Below are 22714 nucleotides of genomic sequence, written 5' to 3' on the forward strand. Positions count from 1 at the left end.
GGTCTTCATCATGCGCAAAACCGGCACGCTCCGCGGCAGGCGTCGCCAGCGGCGGTTGCGTTGCGAAAGTCGCTTCGAGGGCGGCATCCGGCGCGTAGGAGACGAGGTCCGTCGGAACTGCGCATTGACGCGCAATTTCTGTCGCAAGATCACCCATCGCAATGCGCAGCGCGGGCAGCGTCACTACGCGGGTCGATGGCATAAGGCCAGAATCCAGCGTAAGCGCATGCGCGAAATTGCGCGCACATTGTCGCACCGATTGCGCCCAGATCCTGCCCTGCGTTGAAACCGGGCAGGTAAATTCCTCGCCCGCCTTCAATGCGTGGAACAGGTCCGACATGAACGCCGATTTCATGCCCGAAGGCCCTTTGGGCCGCGCAAGGATGCCGGGCAGACGCACGCTCACCCCATCGATCAGGCCGCGATTGGAAAACATCGCCACCGCGTCCTCCATCATCGCCTTGTGCCCCCCGTAGATCATCTTGGGAGAAAGCGGCGTGGTATCGTCGACCAGCGGCGGCAGCGGATCGCCGAACACCGCAATCGAACTGGCGTAGACGACGCGCAGGCCCGGATTGACCGCCGCCGCTTCCAGCAGCAGATCGTACATCGCATCGAGGTTGATCCGGCGCGAGGCGGCCGGATCAGCCTCGGCCGCGCCCCCCGGAACCGTGGCAAGATGGATCAGCGCGTCGCAGCCCTGCCCCAGTGCCGCGGCGCGCACCGCGCCATCGCCCAGGTCGCCGGCAACGCACCGAGCGTCCGAGGGCACGCCCCCCGCCGCGCTGTCGATCCCGGTAACCGTGTGACCGGCATCGACGAGCAGGCGGACTAGCTCTCGTCCGACGAACCCGCCGGCACCGGTCACCACCACGTTCACGCCGTCGGGCTCCTCAGAAATTGCCGGACAGGCGCAGGCCATAGGTGCGCGGTGCCGAGAAGTGGCCCACAGCCACACCGATCGGCGCGGCTTGCGGCGCAAGGTTGCGGCGCTTGCCCTCAATGTTGCGCACAAAGCCGGTCAGCGCCCAGCCACCATCCGCCGTCCGCAGGGTCAGCGAGGCATCGGTCGTCCAGTAGGCCGGGATGTTCTCGAAGGCGAGATATTCGAACCCGCCCCACTGGCGGTCGCGCCAGGCGGTATCGATATTGGCCACCAGCTCCAGCCTGTCGCCCAGCGGCACCACCTGTTCGGCTCCCAGATTCACCGTCCACTTCGGCGAATAGAGCAGCGGATTGCCCGAGCAGTTGAAGTCCTTGACGGGCGCGCCGCCAGCCGTGCCGCCAGTGAAGGTGAACGGACAGGCAAAGTTGTCGCGTGGGGCAGCGGTGAAGAGGTGCAGGTTGTCGTACTTGGCGTCGAGGTACTGGACCTTGGCGCTGAGCGCGGTGCCCCGCGCAGGCTTCACCTGCAGGTCGGCATCGATGCCCTTGATCGTGGCTCGGCCGGCGTTTTCGCTCGAGTTGATGAGCGTGCCCGAGGTATCGACCGTGAAGTAGGTGATCTGCTGGTCACGATACTTCCAGATGAAGGCTTCGAGGTTCAGCTGGGCCCGATTGTCGAAGAAGCGGTTCTTGGACCCGATGGTGTAGGCGGTAATGAACTCGGGCTTGTAGCGGGTGCGGCTCTCGCTCATCTGCAGGCCGCCCGCCCGGTAGCCGCTCTCCACCGTCGCATAGAGCAGGTTCTGGTCGGTCACGTCGAATTCCGCCGAAGCCTTCCACGTCACGCGCGAGAAGCCAAGCGTGTCCTTCACCGGGCTGTGCGTCTTGAGAATCGCGCCGACGCCGCTGAGCAGCGGAAAGACCTGCGGGTTGTTCTGGTTCGCGCTGTTGGCGGCGATCCAGCCGTTGGCCGCCAGCCAGTTGACCGTATCGGCAGAATTCAGGAAGTTCGGGTAATGAGGCACGTTGCCCGGCGTGGCGCAGCCGATCCCGAACGAGGCAGGCGGAGTCACCAATGCCGGCGGCAATCCGCCGCAGAACGTGATGAAGTTGTTGATCAGTCCGTCGATCGACTTCTTGTCATGCGTGTAACGCGCGCCGCCGATCAGGCGGAAACGATCCGAAACGTGCGCGGTCAGCTGGCCAAACGCGGCATAGCTGTCGGTCTTGTGACGATAGTCGATGATCGGGAGCACGAACTCCTGGTTGAACTGGTTGTTCGCGTCGATCTTCTCGTTGAAGAAGAACCCGCCGACGACATAGTCGACCATGCCCACGTTCCCCGCGAGACGCGCCTCGAAGCTGGTCTGGCGGATCTTCTCGTTGGTGTTCGCGGTGTTGAATGCCGGACCATAGAAGAAGGTGTGATCCTCGCTTTCACGATAGGCCGGAATGATCGTCACCTTGCCGATGCTGGTTTTCCAGTTCAGCTCGGCGTTGACGCCCCAGTAGGTGCTGTCCAGCCGCTGGTCGGCGTTCATCGAGCTGAGGAACGCAAAGGCCGGCCCGCCAAGGTTCTGCCGGCGGAAGGCGTTGGCCGCAGCGGTGTTGAAGCCTTCGCTGTCATCAAGGCCCGAAGGGAAGAAGTTGTAGCCTCCGGTGCCGTTGGGCGCAAAACCACCGATGTAGGTACCGCCGATGCCCTTGCCGCCAAGATGCGTGTAATCGGCACCGATGCGCAGCGAGAGGTCGCTCGAAGGCTCGATCAGGTACTGCGCACGCAGCGAGCCACGGTGCAGATCGTCGGTCCCGTCGCGATTGAAGCCATCACGGTCGGAATAGGCAGCCCCTAGGCGCAGGGCGCTGTTGGCGCTTACGCCGAGGTTGACATGCGCATCGACATCGACCGCATTGTAGTTGCCGTAGCCAAGGTTGAATCCTGCCGAGGTGCGGCCGATCTCGGGACGGGCGGGAATGATGTTGACCGCGCCGCCCGTGGCATTGCGACCATAAAGGATACCCTGCGGCCCCTTCAACACCTCCACGCGGGCAAGGTCATAGAAGGCCGCGCCGAACACGCCGCCGCCGCGGCCCAGCACTACGCCATCATAGCTCGGCGTTACGGCCGGATCGGTCCAGCTTGCCGTGGTGATGTTCCCCACGCCGCGGACGAAAATCGACGAGATGTTCCCGCCCGCTGCCGGAAACGAAATTGCCGGAACGGCCTTGGTGATGTCGATGGCATTGCTGATGCCGCGCTCGGAAAGATCCGCGCCCGACACGGCATCTATGGCCAGCGCCGCTTTCTGCAGCGTTTCTTCCCTGCGCTGCGCGGTCACGATGATTTCGCCCAGACCAGTGTCGTCGGACGGGGTCGATTGCGCTTCCTGCGCGAAGGCCGGCACGGCCAGAGCAAGGGCGGTGATGGCGGTTGTTCCAAGAAGTACCAGGCGCATAAGAATCCCTCCCCTATTGCTCGATATCGCTGTTGGCTGCCGGGATAGTGCCTGCTCGCCTGAAACGCCCGCTCCTTGTATCGATACTTTCCTATCGACGGTTCGAATGTATGCGCGGCAACACTTGCCAGCGTTGCGCGTCCCGAACCCCTGCCGGTCGATGGATACCTATCGACACTTCGAGTTTTCCCTGCCGGACAAGGCGCTCTATCCAACTGCAATGGCGGGCATATGCCTGCGCATTGGCAACGCAGATCGTGGGAGAAAACAATGGCAAACCGGCTTGCAGGCAAGATCGCCATCGTCACGGGTGCCGGAAACGGCATCGGCAAAGGCTGTGCGGAAATCTTCGCATCCGAAGGCGCAACGGTGATCGGGGTCGATCTCAAGGGGGCTGACCACGCCTGCGACCTGCTCGACGAAGCCGCCACCAACGCCCTCTTCGCCGAGGTCGGTGCGCAGCACGGCAAAATCGATATCCTCGTCAACGCCGCAGCCTTTGCCATCTTCGCCTGGATCGAGGACCTGACCTATGCCGACTGGAAAAGGACGCTCGATGCCGAACTCGACATCGTCTTCCTGCCCACCCGCGCGGCATGGCCCCTCCTCAAGGCAAGCGCGGCGGCGAGCGTGATCAATTTCGCCAGCGCCAATGCCTGGAAGGCGCTCGAAGGCTCGCCCGCGCTTGCCCACTGCGCTGGCAAAGGTGGCATCCTTTCCATGACGCGCCAGCTGGCCATGGAAGGCGCGCCGCACAACATTCGCGCCAATACCATCGCCCCCGGCTTCATCCGCACCGAATCCACCGGTCGCCATCTCGATATGCATCCGGAATTTCTCGAGATCGTGCTGTCGAAGAACATGCTCAAGCTGGTCGGCGAACCATCCGACATCGCATGGTGCGCCACCTGGCTTGCCAGCAACGAGGCGCGCTACGTCACCGGGGCAGATTTCTCGATCGATGCCGGTGCCACCGCCTGGTAGGATGCGAACCATGACCAAATACCTGATGAACACCTGGTATCAGGCCGGGTTTTCCGGCGAAGTCCCGGCAGGCGGCAAGCTCGCCCGCACCATCTGCGAAGTGCCGCTCGTCTTCTACCGCCGCGCCGAAGGATCGCTGACCGCGCTGGTAGACCGTTGCCCGCATCGCTTCGCGCCGCTCTCGGCGGGCCGGGTCGATGGCGACATCATCTTCTGCGGTTACCATGGCCTCGGCTTCGACGCGGACGGCAACTGCATGCACAATCCGCACGGACCGATCGTATCGGCGCTGGCCGTGCGCAGCTTTTCGGTGGCCGAGCGGCACACGATCATATGGGTCTGGCTGGGCGATGCCGACGCCGATCCGGCGCTGATCCCCGATCTGTCGTACATCGACGAGACTCCGCCACAGGCCCGTATTTCCGGCTACATGCCCACCGCCGCGAACTACCAGCTGCTCAGCGACAACATCCTCGATCTCAGTCACGCCGACTTCCTGCACCCCGATACGCTCGGCGGCATCAACAGCACCGCGAAGACCACCAACCGGCAGGAGGGCGGCAAGGTCGTAGTCGACTGGTTGGCCGAGAACTGCGACCCGCCTCCGGCCTTCCGCGCCACCGTCCAAGGAGCCGGTCGCGCCGACGTGTGGACCGAAGTTGTCTGGCAGGCTCCTGCGATGATGACTTTGGGCGTGGCTGCCGTGCCCGCCGGACAACCGCGAACCTGGCACGACGAGGGCTATACCCTGCACAACATGGTGCCGGAAACAGCCACGTCGACACACTACTTCTACTGCTCGACCCGCCGCTTCCGTGTGGACGACGAGGGCTTCAGCCAGTTCCTGCGCGGTGCGCTCGAGCAGGCCTTCGTGCACGAGGACAAGCCCATGCTGGAAAGCCAACAGGCGCGCATCGGCAATACGGATTTCTGGTCGCTTGAGCCGGTTCTGCTCAAGATCGATGCGGCCAGCACCCGCGCCCGTCGCCTGCTCGCCCAGAAGATCGCAGACGAGGGCGCAGCACTGACCTGAAAGCGCGCGGCCGAACGCCCCGCCGGCGTCGATGGATTCCTATCCATTGTTCCAATTTGCCAGCCGGGACCGGCCCCTTCATGCATCGGCCATGACCGGGAAGAGCATCAGCAGCATCGCAACGGCGCTTGTCGTGGGCGGGGGTATCGGCGGAATGGCAAGCGCGATCAGCCTTGCCGAACGAGGGGTGATGGTCGACCTGATCGATCTCGACCCGGACTGGCGCGTCTATGGCGCAGGCATCACGATAACCGGCCCCACCCTGCGCGCCTATCGGCGGCTAGCCCTGCTCGACCAGATAAAGCAGCAGGGCGCGATCACCAGCAAGACCCGTCTGTTCCGCTATGACGGCACGCACATGTTCGATCTCGACGAGCCGGTGATCGAGGAAGGCCTGCCCGCCACCGGCGGGATCATGCGCCCCGTGCTGCATCACATCATGCAGCAGCGCGTGCGCGAACTTGCCATCCCGGTGCGCCTCGGCCTCACTGTCGCCGCGCTCGAAAACCGCGATGATGGCGTCGACGTGCACTTTTCCGATGGCGGTGAAGGCCGTTACGATCTCGTCGTCGGTGCCGACAGCGTGTTCTCGGCCGTACGCGATCTCGCCTTCCCGCATATGGGACCTGCCGTACCGACCGGGCAGGGATGCTGGCGCATCTCGATCCGCAAGCCGCCGGGGCTTGAAGCTGGCGAATTCTTTCTCGGCCATGCCAACCCCTGCGGCATCACCGCCTGTGCGCCCGACCACGTCTACATGTGGATGCTTACACCCCATGTCGAGCGCGAGAATTTCATGGACGAAGAGCAGCTCTTCGATACCCTGAAAGAACTGCTCAAGGACTTCGGCGGCAATGCCGGCTGGATCCGCGACAACATGACGCCCGAGGACTGGATCAATTACCGGCCCCTTGCTGCCGCGCTCCAGCCGAAGGACTGGTTCAATGGACGGATCGTGCTCGTCGGAGATGCTGTACACGCCACGACTCCGCACCTCGCGTCGGGGGCCGGTATGGCCGTCGAAAGCGGCATCGTACTGGCCGAGGAGCTTGCGAACTCCAACCAGGTGGCGAAGGCGCTTCTTGCCTATCAGGAACGCCGGTTCGAACGCTGTCGCGATGTTATCGAGACCAGCATTGCCGTAGGCAGGCTACAACTGGAGAATGGCGACCCGGAAGTTCATGCGCATATGCTTGAAGGCGCGCTACAACGCCTCAACGACCCATTTTGATCAGACAAAACGGGTATCGCTCACGATCGAACCGAAGTTGAATTGGCCCGGTTGTACCATCGGGGATGAAGTACGTGCCCCCAGCCCGCCGGAAAGGAAGATACCGCCAGGCGTCGCCTGCGAGATGATGCGAATCCAAGCTTCGGCCTCGGCCCGTGTATCGAAGGTAGCGGACACCGTCTCGACCTTGCGACGCAACTGGACGCACCACGATCTCTTTCTGCACCGACTATGATATAATCGAATCGTTCACCGTCGTTCATACAAGCCCGTCCCGCACATAGCGCGCAATCGCGAGGCCAGAGGTGAGGCCGGGGGACTCGATTCCGAACAGATTGACCAATCCAGCGCATCCGTGATCGCTCGGAAGCGAAATCACGAAATCGGCCGCGGGCTCGCCTGGGCCGCTGAGTTTTGGCCTGATCCCCGTATAACCGGGTTCCAGACGGTCAGGATCGACATCGGGCCAGATTGACTTTGCCGCCGCGACAAAGGCCGGTTTGCGGGTCGCGTCGAGATGATAGTCGACATGATCAATCCACTCGACGTCGGGGCCGAAGCGCGCCTGTCCGGCGAGGTCGAGCGTCAGATGAAGGCCCAGACCGCCGGGTTCGGGCACCGGATATATGAGATGTTCGAAAGGCGCTCGACCCGAAAGGGTGAAGTAGACCCCGCGCGCCAGATATAGCGGCGGAACGAAATGAGGATCGAGTCCCTCGATCGCGGATGCAAGATCCTGCGCTGCCAGTCCCGCTGAATTCACGAGCAATGACGCACAAAGAACGGCGTTGTCCTCTCCCTCTACATAAATATGCCAGCTGCCTTCACGGCGCACGGCGCGTGTCACGCGGGTGCGCGGAACGAACAAAGTTCCATGCGCCTCCGCCTCGCCGAGCATGGTCGCCATCAGTGCATGGGAATCGACAATACCCGTCGAGGGCGATAAGAGCGCCGCCGCGCAATCCAGACGCGGCTCTAACCGACGAGCACCCATCGCATCCAGAACGCGCAAGTCCAAAACCCCGGCGGCCGTCCCGGCGGCCAGGATCCGTTCGAGCACGGGGATCTGCTCCTCGTCCCGCGCAAAGATCAATTTGCCCAGCCGCTTGTGGGGAACTGCATGGCGGGCGCAATAGTCATAGAGTCGGTCCCGCCCTTCGACGCACAGCCGCGCCTTCAGCGAACCGGCTGGATAATAAAGACCGGCATGAATGACTTCGCTGTTGCGGCTGCTGGTCCAGCTGCCCTGGGTCGGCTCGCCATCCACCAACACCACTTCACGCCCTGAAAGCGCCAGCTCGCGCGCGATTGCGATCCCGACGACACCGGCCCCCACAATGATGGCATCAACTCTTTCCATCATCGCCTCATTAAAACTTGGATCGCTTCAAGTTTGCGAATGTCCGTCGTCAGGACATTTGGCGCAGGTCGTGGAGTAAATTAGCGGAGTGCGGGCCTCGTCTGGGGATTGACGTTAGGCGGCGAACTTGCGGTGCTGCAAGCGCCGATGTTCGATGGTCTGTTTAGCCAATCCCAGCAGGCTGTTGCGGCCCCCTGCGGAGGGGTGCCTGGCGGAGACGGAGGGATTCGAACCCTCGGTAGGAGTAATCCCCCTACGGCGGTTTAGCAAACCGCTGGTTTCAGCCACTCACCCACGTCTCCGGGAAGGCAGAGGCCGGGCTATAGCGAGCGCATGCCCTGCGATCAACCGCCTCGATCGCCTATCCGGATAATCATCACCGCGTTCATTGCAGCGACAGGCAAAAGCGGCTTTACCTGTGCCAAGGCAAGGCGGTTATCGGAGAGTGGCGATGAACTACGGCAAGGTGCTGGGCGTGGCGGTGATGCTGGCCCTTGGCGGAACGGGCGCTGCCCGGGCGCAGGTGCGCACCGTCGATCCCAACCAGGCGAACGACCTTGCGCCGGTACCTGCGAGCGAGGCCGACTATGGCACGAAGGTGGCCGCTCCCGCCGCGCCTGCACAGCCCGCTGCCCCGCAATCCACCGAGGCCGCTGCTGACACGGTGTCACGAGAGGCCGCCCCGCCGCCGCCCGCCGGTGCGCGGGCGCAGGCCGCCGATGCCGCCGCCAACAACACCTATGCCCAGGATGACGTACTCAGCGCCGCCGAAGGCGTGTTCGGCCGGGGCGCCGAGGGGCTTGCCAAGCTGGTCGAGAAAATCTTCAAGGAACAGGGGCGACCGAACGCCTATATCGCCGGCCGCGAGGCCGGCGGCGCGATCGTGGTGGGCGTGCGCTACGGCTCGGGCACTCTGTTCCACAAGGTCGAGGGGCAGATGCCGGTCTATTGGACCGGCCCGTCGCTGGGCTTCGATCTCGGCGCCAACGGCTCGAAGAGCTTCGTGCTCGTCTATAACCTGTTCGACAGCAACGACCTCTTCCGCCGCTATCCTTCCGCCGAAGGGGCGGCCTATGTCGTCGGCGGGTTCACTGCGACCTATTTGCGCCGGGGCGACGTCGTGCTGATCCCGATCCGGCTCGGCGTCGGCTGGCGGCTCGGCGTCAATGTGGGTTATATGAACTTCACCCGGGAATCGAAGGCGGTGCCGTTCTGAGGATCGCTCAGGCGGGCAGTCCGATCAGCGAGATCTGCCGGCCATAGCCCGGTTCGCCGCGATGGGTCGCGCGGCGAAAGCTGTAGAATCGATCGGGCTGGGCATAGGTGTCCTCGCCAAGTGCGATCACCCGCGCGATGCCGGCCGATGCCAGCCGATGCGCGACATAGGCTTCGATGTCGAACTGGGCATGGCCGGCCCGGCGCCCGTCCGCGACGAAGCGCTCATTGGCTGGATCATCGTCCTCGAAACGCCGCACGAAAGCCTCGTCGACTTCATAGCTTGCGCGCGCGATGCAGGGGCCGATCGCGGCGGTGATCGCCGAACGCTGTGCGCCCAGCCTCTCCATCGCGTCGATGGTGCTATCGGTCACGCCCGAGATCGCACCCTTCCAGCCGGCATGGGCGGCGCCGATCACCCCTGCCCCCTTGTCGGCGAACAGCACGGGCACGCAGTCGGCGGTGAGGATGCCGAGCAGCAGGCCCGGCCGGTCGGTGACCAGTGCATCGGCATGGGGCCGTCCAGCATCGCCAAAGGGCTCGGTGGCCGCTACGGCGTTTGCCGAATGAACCTGGTGGAGCGTGACGAGGCGATAGCCCGGAGCGATCGCCTCGACGGCGCGGCGGCGGTTCTCGACGATAGCGGCGCGATCGTCGTCGGAACCCAGCCCGACATTGAGCCCGGCGTGAATCCCTTCGGACACGCCGCCCTCGCGGCCGAGAAAGCCGTGGGGGAGATCGCCCAACGCATCGACGCGGATCGGCTTCACGCTCATATCGTCGCCTTCTGGATGAAGCCCGCAGCGACAGTGCCGGCTATGTCCTCGACGGTCACCTTGTCGACCCGCGCTGCGGGTGGCCCCGCATGGCAGCGCACGATCAGCGCCTCAACCTTGTCGGCCGGCCCGGCCACCACGGCCTCGACGGAACCATCGATCCGGTTGCGCACCCAGCCATCGAGGCCGAGTTCGTTCGCCTGATCGATCGCCCAGCCGCGATACCACACCCCCTGAACCTTGCCCTTGACGTGGATGCGCCGGGCAATCCGCCCCGGATCGGAGCTCATCCGCGCTGAGCCCGCTGCAGGAGCTTCTGGTCGGCGAGCACCAGCGCCATCATCGCCTCGACCACCGGCGTGGCGCGGATGCCGACGCAGGGATCGTGGCGGCCCTTGGTGCGGATGTCCGCGGCCTGGCCGTCATTGCCGATGGTCTCCACCGGCGTCAGGATCGAGGAGGTCGGCTTGAGCGCGACCCGCACCACCACCGGCTGGCCGGTCGAAATGCCACCCGCCACGCCGCCGGCATGGTTGGCGAGGAACAGCGGCATGCCGTCATGGCCCGGCCGCATCGGATCGGCATTGGTTTCGCCGGTCAGCCGCGCCGCCGCGAAGCCGTCGCCGATCTCGACGCCCTTGACCGCGTTGATGCTCATCATCGCCGACGCCAGTTCGCTGTCGAGCTTGGCATAGAGCGGCGCGCCCCAGCCGGCCGGCAGCCCCTCGGCTATGCACTCGACGATAGCGCCCACCGACGATCCCGCCTTGCGCGCGCCGTCGACGATGGCTTCCCAGCGCGCGGCCGCCGCCCGGTCCGGGCAGAAGAACGGGTTCTCGTCGATCGCCGCGTCGTCAAAGGCCGCCCGGTCGATCGCATCCCCGCCCAGTTCGACCAGGTAGGCGCGGATCCGGACCTCGGGAATCACCAGCCGCGCCACGGCGCCGGCGGCAACCCGCGACGCCGTTTCGCGCGCCGACGATCGCCCGCCGCCGCGATAGTCGCGAAAGCCATATTTGGCGTCATAGGCATAATCGGCATGGCCAGGCCGATAGGCGAGCGCGACTTCGGAATAATCCTTTGAGCGCTGGTCGACATTCTCGATCATCAGGCTGATGGGCGTGCCGGTCGTCTTGCCCTCGAAAACCCCGGACAGGATGCGCACCTGATCCGGCTCCTGCCGCTGGGTGGTGAAACGCGAAGTGCCCGGCCGGCGCTTGTCGAGCCAGGGCTGGATGTCGCCTTCCTTCAGTTCGAGCCCCGGAGGACAGCCGTCTACGACAGCCCCGATCGCGGGGCCATGGCTCTCGCCCCAGGTGGAGAAGCGGAAAACGCGGCCGAAGGAGTTGTAGCTCATAGAGCCCCTCTCCCTTCAGGGGAGAGGGAGGGACCCAAGCCGGAGGCTTGGGAGGGTGAGGGTTCTTCTTTCAAGGCATTCATGATTGAAGTCAGTACCCCGTCCAGGTTGTCGCGCACGTCATTGTTCCAGAAGCGCAGCACGCGATAGCCCTGTTGCGCGAGAAAGGCCGTGCGTCGATCGTCATATTCCTGCTGCTCGGCATGTTGGCCGCCGTCGGCTTCGATCACGAGCCTCCGATCGAGGCATACGAAGTCGACAATATAGTTTCCAAGCCACACCTGCCGCCGGAACTTCGCGTCTTCGAGGCGTCGACCGCGCAGATTCGACCAGAGCAGCTTCTCTGCGTCCGTACAGAAGGTACGGAGCGATCTCAGCCGTTCGATCGGCTCGGTGCCAGGTGGTCGCTGCATTGAGCCTGCCCTCACCCTCCCGCCGCTGTGCGGCGGGTCCCTCCCTCTCCCCTGAAGGGAGAGGGTTCATTTGCTAAGCCAAGGCGATATCCGGCGCGTCCTCGGCCTTCATGCCGATGACGTTGTAGCCTGCGTCGACGTGGTGGATCTCGCCGGTCACGCCGCTCGCCAGCTGCGACAGGAGATAGACGCCGGCCCCGCCGACATCGTCGATCGTCACGTTGCGGCGAAGCGGTGAGTTCAGCTCATTCCATTTGAGGATATAGCGGAAATCGCCGATCCCGCTCGCGGCCAGGGTCTTGATAGGGCCGGCCGAGATCGCATTGACGCGGATATTCTCCGGGCCCAGGTCCATCGCCAGATATTTGACGCTCGTCTCCAGCGCGGCCTTGGCCACGCCCATGACGTTGTAATGCGGCACGACCTTTTCGGCGCCATAATAGCTGAGCGTCAGCACCGAGCCGCCCTCGGGCATCATCGGGCGGGCACGCTTCGTCACCGCTACCAGGCTGTAGGCCGAAATGTTCATCGTCATCAGGAAATTGTCGAGACTGGTGTCGACGAACAGGCCGCGCAGCTCATTCTTGTCGGAAAAGCCGATCGCGTGGACCAGGAAGTCGATCGTCGGCCAGCGCTCGGCCAGCGTCGCGAAGGCGACGTCGAGCGCGGCATCGTTCGAGACGTCGCATTCGATCAGGAAGTCGGAGCCGACCTGCTCGGCCAGCGGACGCACGCGTCGCTCCAGTGCCTCGCCCTGATAGCTGAAGGCCATTTCGGCGCCCTGTTCGTGGAGTGCCTTGGCAATCCCCCACGCCAGCGAGCGATCATTGGCGAGGCCCATGATCAGCCCGCGCTTCCCCGTCATCAAACCCGCCACGACATCTCCCTTACTCGTTCGGCGCCGCCTCCTTTACAGAGCTTTCCGGGGTTTCCGCTAGAGCCGCGTTGAGATGAGCGCCGAAAACAAGCCCAAGCCCCACCAGCCAGAAGAACAGCAGCGTCACGATGACGCCCGCAAGGCTGCCATAGGTGCGGCCATAACCGCCAAATGCGCTCACCACGACGGGCAGCAGCATCGTCACCGCCATCCACCATAGGCCGGTAAACAGCGCACCCGGCCATTTCGGGCAGGGCGCATAGCGATATTTGGATGGAGTGAGCGTGGCGAACATCGCATAGAGCGCCCCCACCAGCATCAGCAGCGGCGCGATCCGCGACAGGTTGATCAGCGGCTGAAGGCTGGCGCCGACCGGCAGCAGCCGCCAGATGAACTGCTCGACGCCGGTAAGCACCACCTGCGCACTGAACGCCGACATGGTCAGGATCACCGAAACGATGATGATCAGGATCGAACCGGCGCGATAGTGCCAGAAGCCGCGGGACGGCTTGGTGCCATAGGCGCGATGGAGGATGTCGCGGATCGTCTCGACGAAGCTGCCGACGGTCCACAGCCCCACCAGCGCGCCCAGCCAGAGCAGGGCGCCGCTGTTATTGGCGGCGAGCACGTCGCGGATCGGCTGCGAGATCAGGTCGCGCACCGATATCGGGACAGTCCGCAGGAAGCCATAGACCGCATGCTGGACATCGGGCGTGCGTCCGAACAGCTGCGCCAGCGCCGCCATCACGATGAAGAAGGGAAACATCGTCAGCAGCGCCAGATAGGCGATGTTCCCGGCGTGGATGAAGCCGTCGTTATACACGCCCAGCGCAGCGCGCCTGACGATCGTGTAGACCCGGCCGCCGGGGCGCATCTCCGCCAGATGCTTTTCGAAAGGACGACGCCGGCGCGCTTCGGGAGATTGGTCCGTTGTCAGAGCCGCGCTCCCTATTGTCCCACCCAGCTGGAAAGACTGTTACGCCGTCAAACGCCCAGATTGGCTCGCGGGTTGCGCTTGCCCTTTGCGGACCAATTCTCGACGAAGGCTTCCAGCTCGGCATCCTCGGCGGGAATGTCGATCATCACGGTGACAAGCTGGTCGCCGCGCGATCCATCCTTGCGGTAGAAGCCCTTGCCCTTGAGCCGCAGCGTCTTGCCCGAGCTGCTGCCCTTGGGGATGCCGAGCATCACCGCGCCGTCGACCGTCGGAACCTTGACCTTCGCGCCCAGCAGCGCCTCGTCGATCGCCACCGGCAGGTCAAGGCGGACATCATCCTCGTCGCGCCTGAAGTAGCGATGCGGGCGAATGTCCACGGTGATGATGGCGTCGCCATTGCCGCCAGGGCCGGCCTCGCCCTGCCCGGTCAGCCGCATCTGGGTGCCAGACTCGACGCCGTTGGGCAATTTGACGTCGATCGTCTTGCCATTGGCCAGCGTGATCCGCTGCGGCTTCAGCGCCGCGGCATCCTCGAACGGCACCGCCAGGCGATAGGCGATGTCGGGGCCCTTGGGCGGACGACCGCCGCCCTGGCTGCCGAAGCCGCCAAAACCGCCCGGCCGGCGCGCGCCAGCACCCGCGCCTGCGCCGCGCGAGCGGCCGAAAATACCTTCGAAGATATCGCCGAAATCGGCGCCGTCGCCGGTGAACTCGTAGTTTGCCCCGCCTGGGCCGGCGCCGGGATTGAAGCCGCCGCCGCCGCCACGTCCGCCGAAGCCGAACGGCCCGCGCGGATTGCCCTGCTCATCGATTTCGCCACGGTCATATTGGGCGCGCTTGTCCCGGTCCGACAGCAGATCATAGGCCGCCGTGACATCGGCGAAGCGCTCGGTCGCCTTGGGATTGTCCTTGTTGCGATCGGGATGAAGCTCCTTGGCGAGCTTGCGATAGGCCTTCTTTATCTCGGCCTCGTCGGCGCCGCGCTTCACCCCAAGCTTCGAATACAGATCGGCCATAGTCGTCGTCGTCATCCTGCAATCGCACCCTGTTGCATTTATGCAACAGATCAGATGTGTACCGCCTCGCCATTAAGCAAGTGCAAATTTCATTTGCCGCAGGGCAACTCGGCCGGTCCGCTGGCGTTCTGCGACCGAAACCTCCCAACTACAAGCGAGTTACTTACCTATGGCGCCTTATCCGTGCCCTAACTGCAAGCGCCTGAACCATTTCGAGGTGCGCGTGTGCCCAGGCTGCGCCTTCACGCTGGGCTTCGACCCCGCGTCGGATGGCTTCCTGTTCCTCGGCGACGGCGCCACCACCTGGCGCGACGGCAACGGCGGAACCCATGACGTCGCGGTCTGCGCGAACAACAATGAATATGGCGTCTGCAACTGGCTGGTCTCGACCACCGACAACACCCCCTTCTGTCGCGCCTGCCGCCACAATCGCACGATTCCAGACCTGACCGTCCCAACCGTGCCCGAGCGCTGGGGCAGGATCGAGGAAGCGAAGCGCCGGCTGTTCCACACGCTGATCAAGCTGGGTCTGCCACTGGAAACCAAGGCCGAGGAAGTCGATCATATCCAGGGACTTGCCTTTGATTTCTTATATGACCCCTCAGCCGAGTTGCAGGGCCAGAGACAGGTCCTGACCGGCCATGACGGCGGCGTGGTGACGCTTAACCTGATCGAAGCCGACGATGTCGAGCGCGAGCGGATGCGACGGAGCATGGGCGAGCCCTATCGCACGCTCCTCGGCCATTTCCGGCACGAGGTCGGCCATCATTACTGGTCGCGGCTGGTCGAGCAGGACCCGCAGGAACTGCAGGCGTTCCGCTCCATATTCGGAGACGAGACGATCGACTATGCCCAGGCGCTGCAGGACCATTACGGCCCGAGCAGCCAGAAGGTCTGGACCGACGACTATGTAAGCTTCTACGCGACGTCGCATCCTTGGGAGGATTTCGCCGAAACCTTCGCTCATTATCTCCACCTGGTGGACACGCTGGCGACGATCGGCGGCTTCGACATGCGGATGGCGCCATTTCCGGGGCCGGAGAGCCACCCTGGCGCCGTGGTCGACTTCGATTGCTATACCGCTAGCACGGACCAGCTGATGGCCGAGATGGTGCCTTACAGCTTCGCGCTGAACGCTGTGAACCGGAGCATGGGCCAGCCCGACCTCTATCCGTTCCGGCTGACGCCGGCGATCATGGGGAAGATCGATTATGTGAACCGCCTGGTCGCGAAGGCGGCGGGGCGGGGATGATAGTAGGAATACCCGTTGGTACGTCATCCTGAACTCGTTTCAGGATCCACTCTTCCGCTGGAGAGAGCTCCCGTGCCGAGCAGTGGATGCTGAAACAAGTTCAGCATGCCGGAATCGTTCCAACCAACCCTACTCGATCGGCTCGACATCGACCGAAACATCAATCTTCTGCCCGTCCTGCCCTGTGAAGACCCCATCGATCGGCGCGACATCCGCATAATCGCGGCCCATCGCGGTGATGATGTGATCGCTGCCGACCATACAGGCGTTGGTGGGGTCGAAACCCAGCCAGCCCCGATCCGGCCCGCACCATATCACCACCCAGGCATGGGTGGCGTCGGCGCCGACCAGCCGCGGCTTGCCCGGCGGCGGCACGGTGCGCAGATAGCCCGACACATAGGCGGCCGGCAGGCCCACGCCCCGCAGCCCGGCGATCATGATCTGCGCGAAATCCTGGCAGACGCCGTGGCGCTTCTCGAAAGCCTCGGCGGGGGTGGTATCGACGGTCGTCGCGCTGCCGTCATAGGTGAAGCGGTCATGGATGCGCGTGGCGAGCGCCAACCCTGCCTCGATGATGCCGCGATGCGGATCGAGATGCTCCGAGCACCAGGCGGTAATCTCCGGACTGAGCGGGATGGACAGCGAGGGGTAGATATAATTGGCTGGACTCTCGACCCCCATGTCCGTCGTCGTCCGCGCCAGCACCGCGATCTCGCCGATGGTCGGATCGTCGACATGCGGCTTCGGCACGGGCCGGTCGACGCGGATGCGAAAGCTGCTCTCGATGCTGAGTTCGCGCGACGGCCGGTCCATCACCATCCGCGTTACATTGCCGAGATAGCCGATCGGCCGGGTTCCGGTGACGTGCGCAGCCGGGGACAGCTCCAGCACATAGTCCTCCAGCGTCTGCCCCCCCCATTCGACCGGCTGCAGCCTGAGATTGCACCGCGCGAAGCTGACCGGAAAGGCGTAGCGGAAGCGAGTCTTGTGGCGGACCTGATAGAGCATCAAGCGAGCGTCATACCGGACATCCGGAAGCCTTCGCTACCCTGCAGGAAGAAGCGGGCGCTGATCGCGTTGGACATCTCCGACAGCATGTTCTCGAGGCTGAGCATCATCTTCGAATCGAGCGCGTCCGCGCTGGTGGTGCGCGTCACCGCCTCGATACGATAGAAGATCGCGACATGCGGTTCGGCCATGCCGTCGTCACGGAGCGCGGGCAAGGCCTTGAGATGCTCGGAGATCCGCTCGATCTGATAGACAATGGCGCGCGGATTATAGGGATCGAGCGCAACCAGGTCGCGGACAGGCTCCAGCGCCAGTCCCATCAGATAGCGGGCGCGGTAGCTGATCTGGCTGTCGCACAGATCGAGCAAGGTGGTCAGGTCGTCGGCCGATGCGTCCTTGCCGCCGAAAATGCGGACCAGGCGGCAGCCCCACAGCGCTCGTTCGACCCGGCGCCCCATGTCGTGGAACCGCCAGCCCGCGGTTCGCCCCATATTTTCCGCCGCAAGGCCGGACAGCGCGGAGAAACGCTCCTGCAGGTCGACCGCCCGCGCGAGGGTCGCCTCCGCGTCTTCGGAGGTGGCATTGGCCAGCGGCGCATCGACCAGCCGCCAGACATCAGCCGACAGCCGGTCCCGCGTGCCGCTGGCGATCACGCGGGCATTGCGGATCAGGGTGGCGACGCTCGCCGGTCCCTCGCCGTCCAGCGCCAACCGCGCCAGTTCGCGCAGATCATGGGTTTCGCCGAAGCTGTGCTCGGGCGCGTCATCCTCTTCCTCGTCATGCTCGTCCTGCTCGGGCACGGCCGCTCCGGACGAGACGAGCATCGTGCCGAGCCTGTCCAACGTCAGCGGGAAAAGCGCGGCACCGCCATCGGCGACGATCGATCCGCCCAGCGTCGCGCGCACCAGCCGCAAGGTCGCCTCGCCGCGCTCGAGATAGCGGCCCAGCCAGTAGAGATTGTCGGCGGCGCGGCTCGGCAGGGTGCCGGGATTGCGCCGGATCGGCACCTTCTGGGGCAGCAGCGAGATCGGCTCGACCGCCTTCGACCCGACGATGCACACATCGGCCGAGAAAGCACCCTCGCCCATCACCGTTGCGCGCGCATCCGAATCGTCGCCGATCCGCGCGAAGCCGCCGGGCATCACCGTCCAGTTCCCCTGCCCGTCACGCGCGGCGAACACCCGCACCGTGAACGGCCGCGGCACCAGCTGTCCGTCCTGCACGACGGGGGTGGTCGACAGGTGGACATCCTCCTGCGCAACATAGTCATGGGGCCGCCGGTGCATGTCGGCCAGCAGGGTCGCGCGCTCGGCGCTGCTCAGCGTGGAAGCGAGCACCGGGCGGCCACGCGGCAGGCCCACCGGCGTTTCGGTGAAGGCCGGCGCGATCAGCATCTCATCGAGACGCGCCTCCACCTGCGCGCGCGGGGTCTCCTGTCCGCACCACCAGGTGGCGATGTTGGGAAGCGCCAGGTCCTCGCCCAGCAGACGTCGCGCCAGCGTGGGCAGGAAGGCTGCAATCGCGGTCGATTCGACCACGCCGGCGCCGGGAGCGTTGGCGATCACCGCCTGCCCCGCCGCCATCGCGTCCATCAGACCAGGGACACCGATCGCAGACGTCGCATCGAAGGCCAGCGGATCGAGCAGCCGCGAATCGATGCGACGCCACAGGGCGTCGACGCGCTTGAGACCCTCGATCGTGCGGACGAACAGGCCATCCTCGCGCACCGCCAGATCGCTGCCCTCGACCAGCAACAGGCCGAGATAGCGGGCGAGATGCGCCTGCTCGGCATAGCTCTGGTTGTAGCGTCCCGGCGTCAGCAGGCCGATGCGCGGTTCCGACCGGCGGCATGCTGACGCCAGCCCCTCGCGGAATGCCGAGAAGAACGGCGCCAGCCGCTCCACATGCAGGCGGGTCTGTAGCGAGCCCATCAGGCGAGTCGAGGCGAGCCGGTTTTCGAGGGCATAGCCGGCTCCCACCGGTGCGCGGACATGATCGTCGAGCACCCGCCATTCGCCGCTGGGGTCGCGGCACAGATCGGCCGCGTAGATGTGGAGGCGATGGCCGCCAGGCGGCTTGATTCCGACCTGCGAGCGCCAATAGGCGCGGCTTCCCGTGACCAGCGCAGCCGGGATGGCGCCGGAGGCGACGAGCTTCTGCTCGCCGAATATATCGTCGAGCACCCGTTCCAGCAGCTCGGCGCGCTGCGACACGCCGGCGGCGATGATCGCCCAGTCGTCCTCACCGATCAGCAGCGGCATCGCCGACACCGGCCAGGGCCGTTCGCGTTCCTCGCCCGGCAGGCGGAAGGCCGTGCCGAGCTCCTGCACCTGGCGCGCCATGCGCTGCTGAAGCAGGTCGAGCCGGCCTTCGCTCAGCCGTCCGACGCCGTCGAACAGCGCGTGCCACCATTTGGCGCCGCGCCCGACGTCGCCGCGCAATGCATCGGCTCTTCCCGCCTTGCCGATATAGCTGTGGAGCCAACCATCCCCGAGGCTCGGCATGCCTGGCAGTTCCGCCATCATATCCCCCTGCGCGACGGCCATTACCAGTTGGGCGGCGTGCGAAGGTCGAGTGTCACCGGGAACTCGCTGGCCCGTTCGGTCATCGGGATCGTCACCGGGCCAGGCGTGTGGCCATGGCCCTGGAAGCGCGCGCGACGGCGCGCCTCGGCCTCGAGATCGTTGATCGGAATGGTGTCATAACTGCGTCCCCCCGGATGCGCGACATGATAGACGCACCCGCCTAGCGAACGACCATTCCACTTGTCGAGCAGATCGAAGGTCAAAGGGGCATCGGCATCCAGCAGCGGGTGGAGGCAGTTGGCCGGCTTCCACGCCTTGTAGCGCACACCGCCGACCGCTTCGCCCGGCACGCCGGTAGGCGTCATCGGCACCGCACGGCCGTTCACCGCCACGATATGGCGGCCCGGCACCAGGCCGCTCGCCTTCACCTGTAGCCGCTCGGTCGAGCTGTCGACATAGCGCACCGTGCCGCCGATCGCACCGGTTTCGCCCAACACATGCCAGGGCTCGAGCGCATGCGCGATCTCCAGGGTCACGCCGCCTGCCGAGACCGTGCCGTGAACCGGAAAGCGGAACTGGCGCTGCGCCTCGAACCAGGCTGGATCGAAATCATAGCCGGCGTGGCGCAGGTCGGAGAGGACCTCCATGAAATCGGCCCAGACGAAATGCGGCAGCAGGAAGCGGTCGTGCAGGGCGGTGCCCCAGCGCACCAGCCCGCCTTGCTGCGGTTCGCGCCAGAACCAGGCGGCGAGCGCGCGGATCAGGAGTTGCTGGGCCAGGCTCATCTTCGGTTCCGGCGGCATTTCGAAACCGCGGAACTCGAGCAGCCCCAGCCGGCCCGTCGGCCCATCCGGCGAGAACATTTTGTCTATACATATCTCGGTGCGGTGGGTGTTGCCGGTGACGTCGACCAGCAGGTTGCGGAACAGCCGGTCGACCACCCATGGCGGCGGCGTCTCGCCCTGGCCCGGCATCGGCACCTGAGACAGCGCGATCTCGAGTTCGTACAGCCCGTCATGGCGCGCCTCGTCGATACGCGGCGCCTGGCTGGTCGGACCGATGAACATGCCCGAGAACAGATAGCTGAGCGCCGGATGGCGCTGCCAATAGAGGATGAAGCTCTTGAGCATGTCCGGCCGGCGGATGAACGGCGAGTCGGTCACCGAACGCCCGCCGAGCACGATGTGGTTGCCGCCGCCGGTGCCGATCGCGCGGCCGTCGATCATGAACTTGTCGGCGGTCAGCCCGGTCTCGCGCGCCAGCTCGTAAAGGCCGGTGGTGATGTCGACGGTCTCGGCCCAACTCGCCGCCGGCTGGACGTTGACCTCGATCACGCCCGGATCGGGCGTCACCTTGAGGACGTTGAGGCGCGGATCGGGCGGCGGGCCATAGCCCTCGATCCGCACCGGAACGCGGGTGCGCTGGGCGGTCGCCTCGATCTCGGCGACCAGTTCCAGATAATCCTCAAGCTTCTCCGTCGGCGGCAGGAACACCGCGATATAGTGGCCGCGCGATTCGGCCGTCATCGCGGTGCGGACCGCGCCCTCGATGATCTTCTGTTCCTGGCGCGCCTGCGCCGCGGTGCCGCCGGCCGCAGGCGCCACGGTCTCGGCCCGCTGGGCCGGCTCTTCGCCGCGCGCCGGCTCGAAAAGTGGCAACGGCCCGCGCGGCTCGGTGGTGTCCTGGACGTGGAGATAGGGATAGTCGGCCGGCGGCACATAGGGCAGCGAGCCGAGCGGCAGGCGATAGCCGATGGCGGCGTCGCCGGGCATGACGAACAGCTTGCCGCGCCGCACCTGCCAGCGTTCCGATCGCCAGCGCCGCGGCTCGGGCGCCTGCGCCGCCTGCCAGCGCTGGATCGGCAGGACATGGCCGACCGGCTTGCTCAGCCCATGCTCGAAGGCCTTGACCATGCGGTGCCGCGCTTCGGGGTCGTCGATCATGGGATCGGTCGGATCGACATTTTCCGGGAGCTGGGCTTCCTTGACCGCCCATTCGATGCCGTCCTCATAGGCTTCCTGCACCATCTCGGCGCCGACCCCGAGGCTCTCCGCGATCTCCGCCAGGAAGGTGCCGGCATCGTCGCTGGTCACCGCCTTGCCGGTGTCGCTTCCCGCGATCAGGCTGGCATCCTTCCAGACCGGCACGCCATCGGTGCGCCAATAGACCGAATAGCCCCAGCGCGGCAGGCTTTCGCCCGGATACCATTTGCCCTGGCCATGATGGAGCATGCCGCCGGGCGCATAGCGCTCGCGCAGCTTGCGGATCAGCCGGTCGGCATAGCCCGCCTTGGTGGGACCGACGGCGTCGCCGTTCCATTCGGGCGCCTCGGGATCATCTAGCGCGACAAAGGTCGGCTCGCCGCCGGTGGTGAGCCGCACATCCTGTGCCACCAGGTCGGCGTCGACCTGCTCGCCCAGCCGATCGAGCGCATCCCAGCGCGCGTCGGTGAACGGCTTGGTGATCCGCACCGCCTCGGCGATGCGCTGGACGTTCATGTCGAAGTGGAAGTCGACATGGGCGGGTTCGAGCACCGCGCCCTCGATCGGCGTAGCCGAGCGATAGTGTGGGGTGGCGGCGAGCGGGATATGCCCCTCGCCCGCGAACATGCCGGAGGTCGCATCCATGCCGATCCAACCGGCGCCGGGCAGGTAGATCTCGGCCCAGGCGTGGAGATCGCAGACGTCCTGCGACACGCCCTTGGGCCCTTCGATGGGGATGATGTCCGGCGTCAGCTGGATCGAGTAGCCCGACACGAAGCGCGCAGCGAGGCCAAGCCGCCGTGCGGCCTGGACCAGCAGCCAGGCAGAGTCGCGGCAGCTGCCGGTGCCGATCGCCAGTGTATCCTCCGGCGTCTGCACGCCGGGTTCGAGCCGGATGACATAGCCGACGCGTTGATTGATCGCGATGTTGAGATTGCCGAGAAAATCGATCGTGCGGATGCGCACATCGGCGAACTGCGCCACGAACTCGTCGAACAGCGGCCCCTGCGGCTCGAGTTCGAAATAAGCGGCGAGATCGGAAGCGAGATCGGGCGCATAGGTAAACGGGCGTTGCTCGGCATAATCCTCGACGAAGAAGTCGAACGGATTGATCGCGACCATGTCCGCGATCAGATCCACGGTCACCGAGAACTCGTTGGTCCGCTCCGGGAAAACGAGCCGAGCCAGCCAGTTGCCGTGCGGATCCTGCTGCCAGTTGATGAAGTGGTTCTCGGGAACGATCCGCAGCGAATAATTGTCGACCGCGGTGCGGCTGTGCGCCGCCGGCCGTAGCCGGATCACCTGGGGCCCGAGCACGACCGGGTGATCGTAGCGATAGACTGTCTTGTGGTGCAGAGCGGCCTGAATCATGGCTGACAGAGTCAGCACATCCCTTTGTGCGGTGCA

The 22714-nt window shown here is 65.1% G+C and carries 19 protein-coding genes and 1 tRNA gene; 5 read left to right on the plus strand and 15 right to left on the minus strand.

The annotated features are described in order from the left end of the window. Both AC1DPF_RS15725 and AC1DPF_RS15730 read right to left on the minus strand, forming a co-directional pair. Positions 1 to 880, minus strand: an 880-nt coding sequence (locus tag AC1DPF_RS15725) for an NAD-dependent epimerase/dehydratase family protein (RefSeq protein WP_477962287.1), incomplete at its 3' end; no start/stop codon positions are given. Positions 881 to 893: 13 nt separating this feature from the next. Next, complete coding sequence (locus AC1DPF_RS15730) at positions 894 to 3341, minus strand: TonB-dependent receptor (RefSeq protein ID WP_477867189.1); 2448 nt, start codon at positions 3339 to 3341, stop codon at positions 894 to 896. 270 nt (positions 3342 to 3611) lie between these two features. On the opposite strand from AC1DPF_RS15730, the gene AC1DPF_RS15735 reads away from it, so the two are divergent. The 3 genes from AC1DPF_RS15735 to AC1DPF_RS15745 all read left to right on the plus strand — a co-directional run bounded on the left by AC1DPF_RS15735 (position 3612) and on the right by AC1DPF_RS15745 (position 6589). After that, positions 3612 to 4325 carry an SDR family NAD(P)-dependent oxidoreductase gene (locus tag AC1DPF_RS15735; protein WP_477867191.1) on the plus strand — a complete coding sequence of 238 codons (714 nt, stop codon included), beginning with the start codon at positions 3612 to 3614 and terminating at the stop codon, positions 4323 to 4325. Positions 4326 to 4335: 10 nt separating this feature from the next. After that, the gene (locus AC1DPF_RS15740) at positions 4336 to 5358 is read left to right on the plus strand and encodes a Rieske 2Fe-2S domain-containing protein (protein ID WP_477962290.1); all 1023 of its coding nucleotides are present in this window, start codon (positions 4336 to 4338) and stop codon (positions 5356 to 5358) included. A 91-nt stretch (positions 5359 to 5449) separates the two neighbouring features. Beyond that, the gene (locus tag AC1DPF_RS15745; protein ID WP_477962292.1) at positions 5450 to 6589 is read left to right on the plus strand and encodes an FAD-dependent monooxygenase; all 1140 of its coding nucleotides are present in this window, start codon (positions 5450 to 5452) and stop codon (positions 6587 to 6589) included. Here the strand turns inward: AC1DPF_RS15745 and AC1DPF_RS15750 are convergent, their stop codons facing one another. From AC1DPF_RS15750 to AC1DPF_RS15760, 3 genes are all read right to left on the minus strand, one after another. Further along, positions 6590 to 6787, minus strand: coding sequence for a hypothetical protein (locus AC1DPF_RS15750; RefSeq protein WP_477867197.1), 198 nt, complete (start codon positions 6785 to 6787; stop codon positions 6590 to 6592). A gap of 61 nt (positions 6788 to 6848) precedes the next feature. After that, entirely contained in the window at positions 6849 to 7952 is a 1104-nt protein-coding gene (locus tag AC1DPF_RS15755) for an NAD(P)/FAD-dependent oxidoreductase (protein WP_477962293.1), read from the minus strand. A gap of 206 nt (positions 7953 to 8158) precedes the next feature. Beyond that, a tRNA-Ser gene (locus tag AC1DPF_RS15760) sits at positions 8159 to 8251 on the minus strand. 149 nt (positions 8252 to 8400) lie between these two features. Here AC1DPF_RS15760 and AC1DPF_RS15765 point away from each other — a divergent pair. Next, positions 8401 to 9165 (plus strand): DUF1134 domain-containing protein, encoded by a 765-nt coding sequence (locus tag AC1DPF_RS15765; RefSeq protein ID WP_477867201.1) that lies wholly within the window; start codon positions 8401 to 8403, stop codon positions 9163 to 9165. 7 nt (positions 9166 to 9172) lie between these two features. On the opposite strand, the gene pgeF is transcribed toward AC1DPF_RS15765, so the two are convergent. The 7 genes from pgeF to AC1DPF_RS15800 form a co-directional block, all read right to left on the minus strand. Continuing rightward, positions 9173 to 9940 (minus strand): peptidoglycan editing factor PgeF, encoded by a 768-nt coding sequence (pgeF, locus tag AC1DPF_RS15770; RefSeq protein WP_477962295.1) that lies wholly within the window; start codon positions 9938 to 9940, stop codon positions 9173 to 9175. Then, complete coding sequence (locus AC1DPF_RS15775; protein WP_477962297.1) at positions 9937 to 10230, minus strand: acylphosphatase; 294 nt, start codon at positions 10228 to 10230, stop codon at positions 9937 to 9939. Before AC1DPF_RS15775 ends, pgeF begins: the two co-directional genes overlap by 4 nt. Next, on the minus strand, positions 10227 to 11297 hold the full coding sequence (aroC, locus tag AC1DPF_RS15780) for a chorismate synthase (protein WP_477962299.1): 1071 nt from the start codon (positions 11295 to 11297) through the stop codon (positions 10227 to 10229). Before aroC ends, AC1DPF_RS15775 begins: the two co-directional genes overlap by 4 nt. Beyond that, positions 11294 to 11710 (minus strand): endonuclease domain-containing protein, encoded by a 417-nt coding sequence (locus AC1DPF_RS15785; RefSeq protein ID WP_477962301.1) that lies wholly within the window; start codon positions 11708 to 11710, stop codon positions 11294 to 11296. Before AC1DPF_RS15785 ends, aroC begins: the two co-directional genes overlap by 4 nt. A 73-nt stretch (positions 11711 to 11783) precedes the next feature. Then, positions 11784 to 12587 carry an enoyl-ACP reductase FabI gene (gene fabI / locus AC1DPF_RS15790; protein ID WP_477962303.1) on the minus strand — a complete coding sequence of 268 codons (804 nt, stop codon included), beginning with the start codon at positions 12585 to 12587 and terminating at the stop codon, positions 11784 to 11786. Positions 12588 to 12597: 10 nt separating this feature from the next. Continuing rightward, positions 12598 to 13461, minus strand: coding sequence for a YihY/virulence factor BrkB family protein (locus tag AC1DPF_RS15795; protein ID WP_477962305.1), 864 nt, complete (start codon positions 13459 to 13461; stop codon positions 12598 to 12600). Between the two features lie 110 nt (positions 13462 to 13571). Beyond that, positions 13572 to 14540 carry a DnaJ C-terminal domain-containing protein gene (locus AC1DPF_RS15800; RefSeq protein WP_477962335.1) on the minus strand — a complete coding sequence of 323 codons (969 nt, stop codon included), beginning with the start codon at positions 14538 to 14540 and terminating at the stop codon, positions 13572 to 13574. A 169-nt stretch (positions 14541 to 14709) separates the two neighbouring features. Between AC1DPF_RS15800 and AC1DPF_RS15805 the strand changes: the two genes are divergently transcribed. After that, entirely contained in the window at positions 14710 to 15792 is a 1083-nt protein-coding gene (locus tag AC1DPF_RS15805) for a zinc-binding metallopeptidase family protein (protein WP_477867214.1), read from the plus strand. A 129-nt stretch (positions 15793 to 15921) separates the two neighbouring features. Here the strand turns inward: AC1DPF_RS15805 and AC1DPF_RS15810 are convergent, their stop codons facing one another. Genes AC1DPF_RS15810 through AC1DPF_RS15820 form a run of 3 tightly spaced genes read right to left on the minus strand, consistent with a single transcriptional unit; the run spans position 15922 to position 22678 of the window. Next, positions 15922 to 16800, minus strand: coding sequence for a transglutaminase family protein (locus AC1DPF_RS15810; RefSeq protein WP_477867216.1), 879 nt, complete (start codon positions 16798 to 16800; stop codon positions 15922 to 15924). Then, positions 16800 to 19346: a circularly permuted type 2 ATP-grasp protein gene (locus AC1DPF_RS15815; RefSeq protein WP_477962307.1), complete on the minus strand. Its 2547-nt coding sequence runs from the start codon at positions 19344 to 19346 to the stop codon at positions 16800 to 16802. The genes AC1DPF_RS15810 and AC1DPF_RS15815 overlap by 1 nt, the downstream gene beginning before the upstream one ends. After that, a complete protein-coding gene (locus tag AC1DPF_RS15820; RefSeq protein WP_477962309.1) occupies positions 19346 to 22678 on the minus strand; it encodes a transglutaminase family protein in 3333 nt (1110 codons plus the stop codon). Before AC1DPF_RS15820 ends, AC1DPF_RS15815 begins: the two co-directional genes overlap by 1 nt. Between the last annotated feature and the right edge of the window lie 36 nt (positions 22679 to 22714).

It is taken from the genome of Rhizorhabdus sp. P4_G6 (genome assembly GCF_056401045.1).

What these genes read in the sequence shown, in the direction of transcription:
- AC1DPF_RS15730 (WP_477867189.1), bottom strand. Translation starts at nt 3,341, where the DNA reads ATGCGCCTGGTACTTCTTGGAACAACCGCCATCACCGCCCTTGCTCTG.
- AC1DPF_RS15735 (WP_477867191.1), top strand. Translation starts at nt 3,612, where the DNA reads ATGGCAAACCGGCTTGCAGGCAAGATCGCCATCGTCACGGGTGCCGGA.
- AC1DPF_RS15740 (WP_477962290.1), top strand. Translation starts at nt 4,336, where the DNA reads ATGACCAAATACCTGATGAACACCTGGTATCAGGCCGGGTTTTCCGGC.
- AC1DPF_RS15745 (WP_477962292.1), top strand. Translation starts at nt 5,450, where the DNA reads ATGACCGGGAAGAGCATCAGCAGCATCGCAACGGCGCTTGTCGTGGGC.
- AC1DPF_RS15755 (WP_477962293.1), bottom strand. Translation starts at nt 7,952, where the DNA reads ATGATGGAAAGAGTTGATGCCATCATTGTGGGGGCCGGTGTCGTCGGG.
- AC1DPF_RS15765 (WP_477867201.1), top strand. Translation starts at nt 8,401, where the DNA reads ATGAACTACGGCAAGGTGCTGGGCGTGGCGGTGATGCTGGCCCTTGGC.
- pgeF (WP_477962295.1), bottom strand. Translation starts at nt 9,940, where the DNA reads ATGAGCGTGAAGCCGATCCGCGTCGATGCGTTGGGCGATCTCCCCCAC.
- AC1DPF_RS15775 (WP_477962297.1), bottom strand. Translation starts at nt 10,230, where the DNA reads ATGAGCTCCGATCCGGGGCGGATTGCCCGGCGCATCCACGTCAAGGGC.
- aroC (WP_477962299.1), bottom strand. Translation starts at nt 11,297, where the DNA reads ATGAGCTACAACTCCTTCGGCCGCGTTTTCCGCTTCTCCACCTGGGGC.
- AC1DPF_RS15785 (WP_477962301.1), bottom strand. Translation starts at nt 11,710, where the DNA reads ATGCAGCGACCACCTGGCACCGAGCCGATCGAACGGCTGAGATCGCTC.
- AC1DPF_RS15795 (WP_477962305.1), bottom strand. Translation starts at nt 13,461, where the DNA reads ATGCGCCCCGGCGGCCGGGTCTACACGATCGTCAGGCGCGCTGCGCTG.
- AC1DPF_RS15800 (WP_477962335.1), bottom strand. Translation starts at nt 14,540, where the DNA reads ATGGCCGATCTGTATTCGAAGCTTGGGGTGAAGCGCGGCGCCGACGAG.
- AC1DPF_RS15805 (WP_477867214.1), top strand. Translation starts at nt 14,710, where the DNA reads ATGGCGCCTTATCCGTGCCCTAACTGCAAGCGCCTGAACCATTTCGAG.
- AC1DPF_RS15810 (WP_477867216.1), bottom strand. Translation starts at nt 16,800, where the DNA reads ATGCTCTATCAGGTCCGCCACAAGACTCGCTTCCGCTACGCCTTTCCG.
- AC1DPF_RS15815 (WP_477962307.1), bottom strand. Translation starts at nt 19,346, where the DNA reads ATGGCCGTCGCGCAGGGGGATATGATGGCGGAACTGCCAGGCATGCCG.
- AC1DPF_RS15820 (WP_477962309.1), bottom strand. Translation starts at nt 22,678, where the DNA reads ATGATTCAGGCCGCTCTGCACCACAAGACAGTCTATCGCTACGATCAC.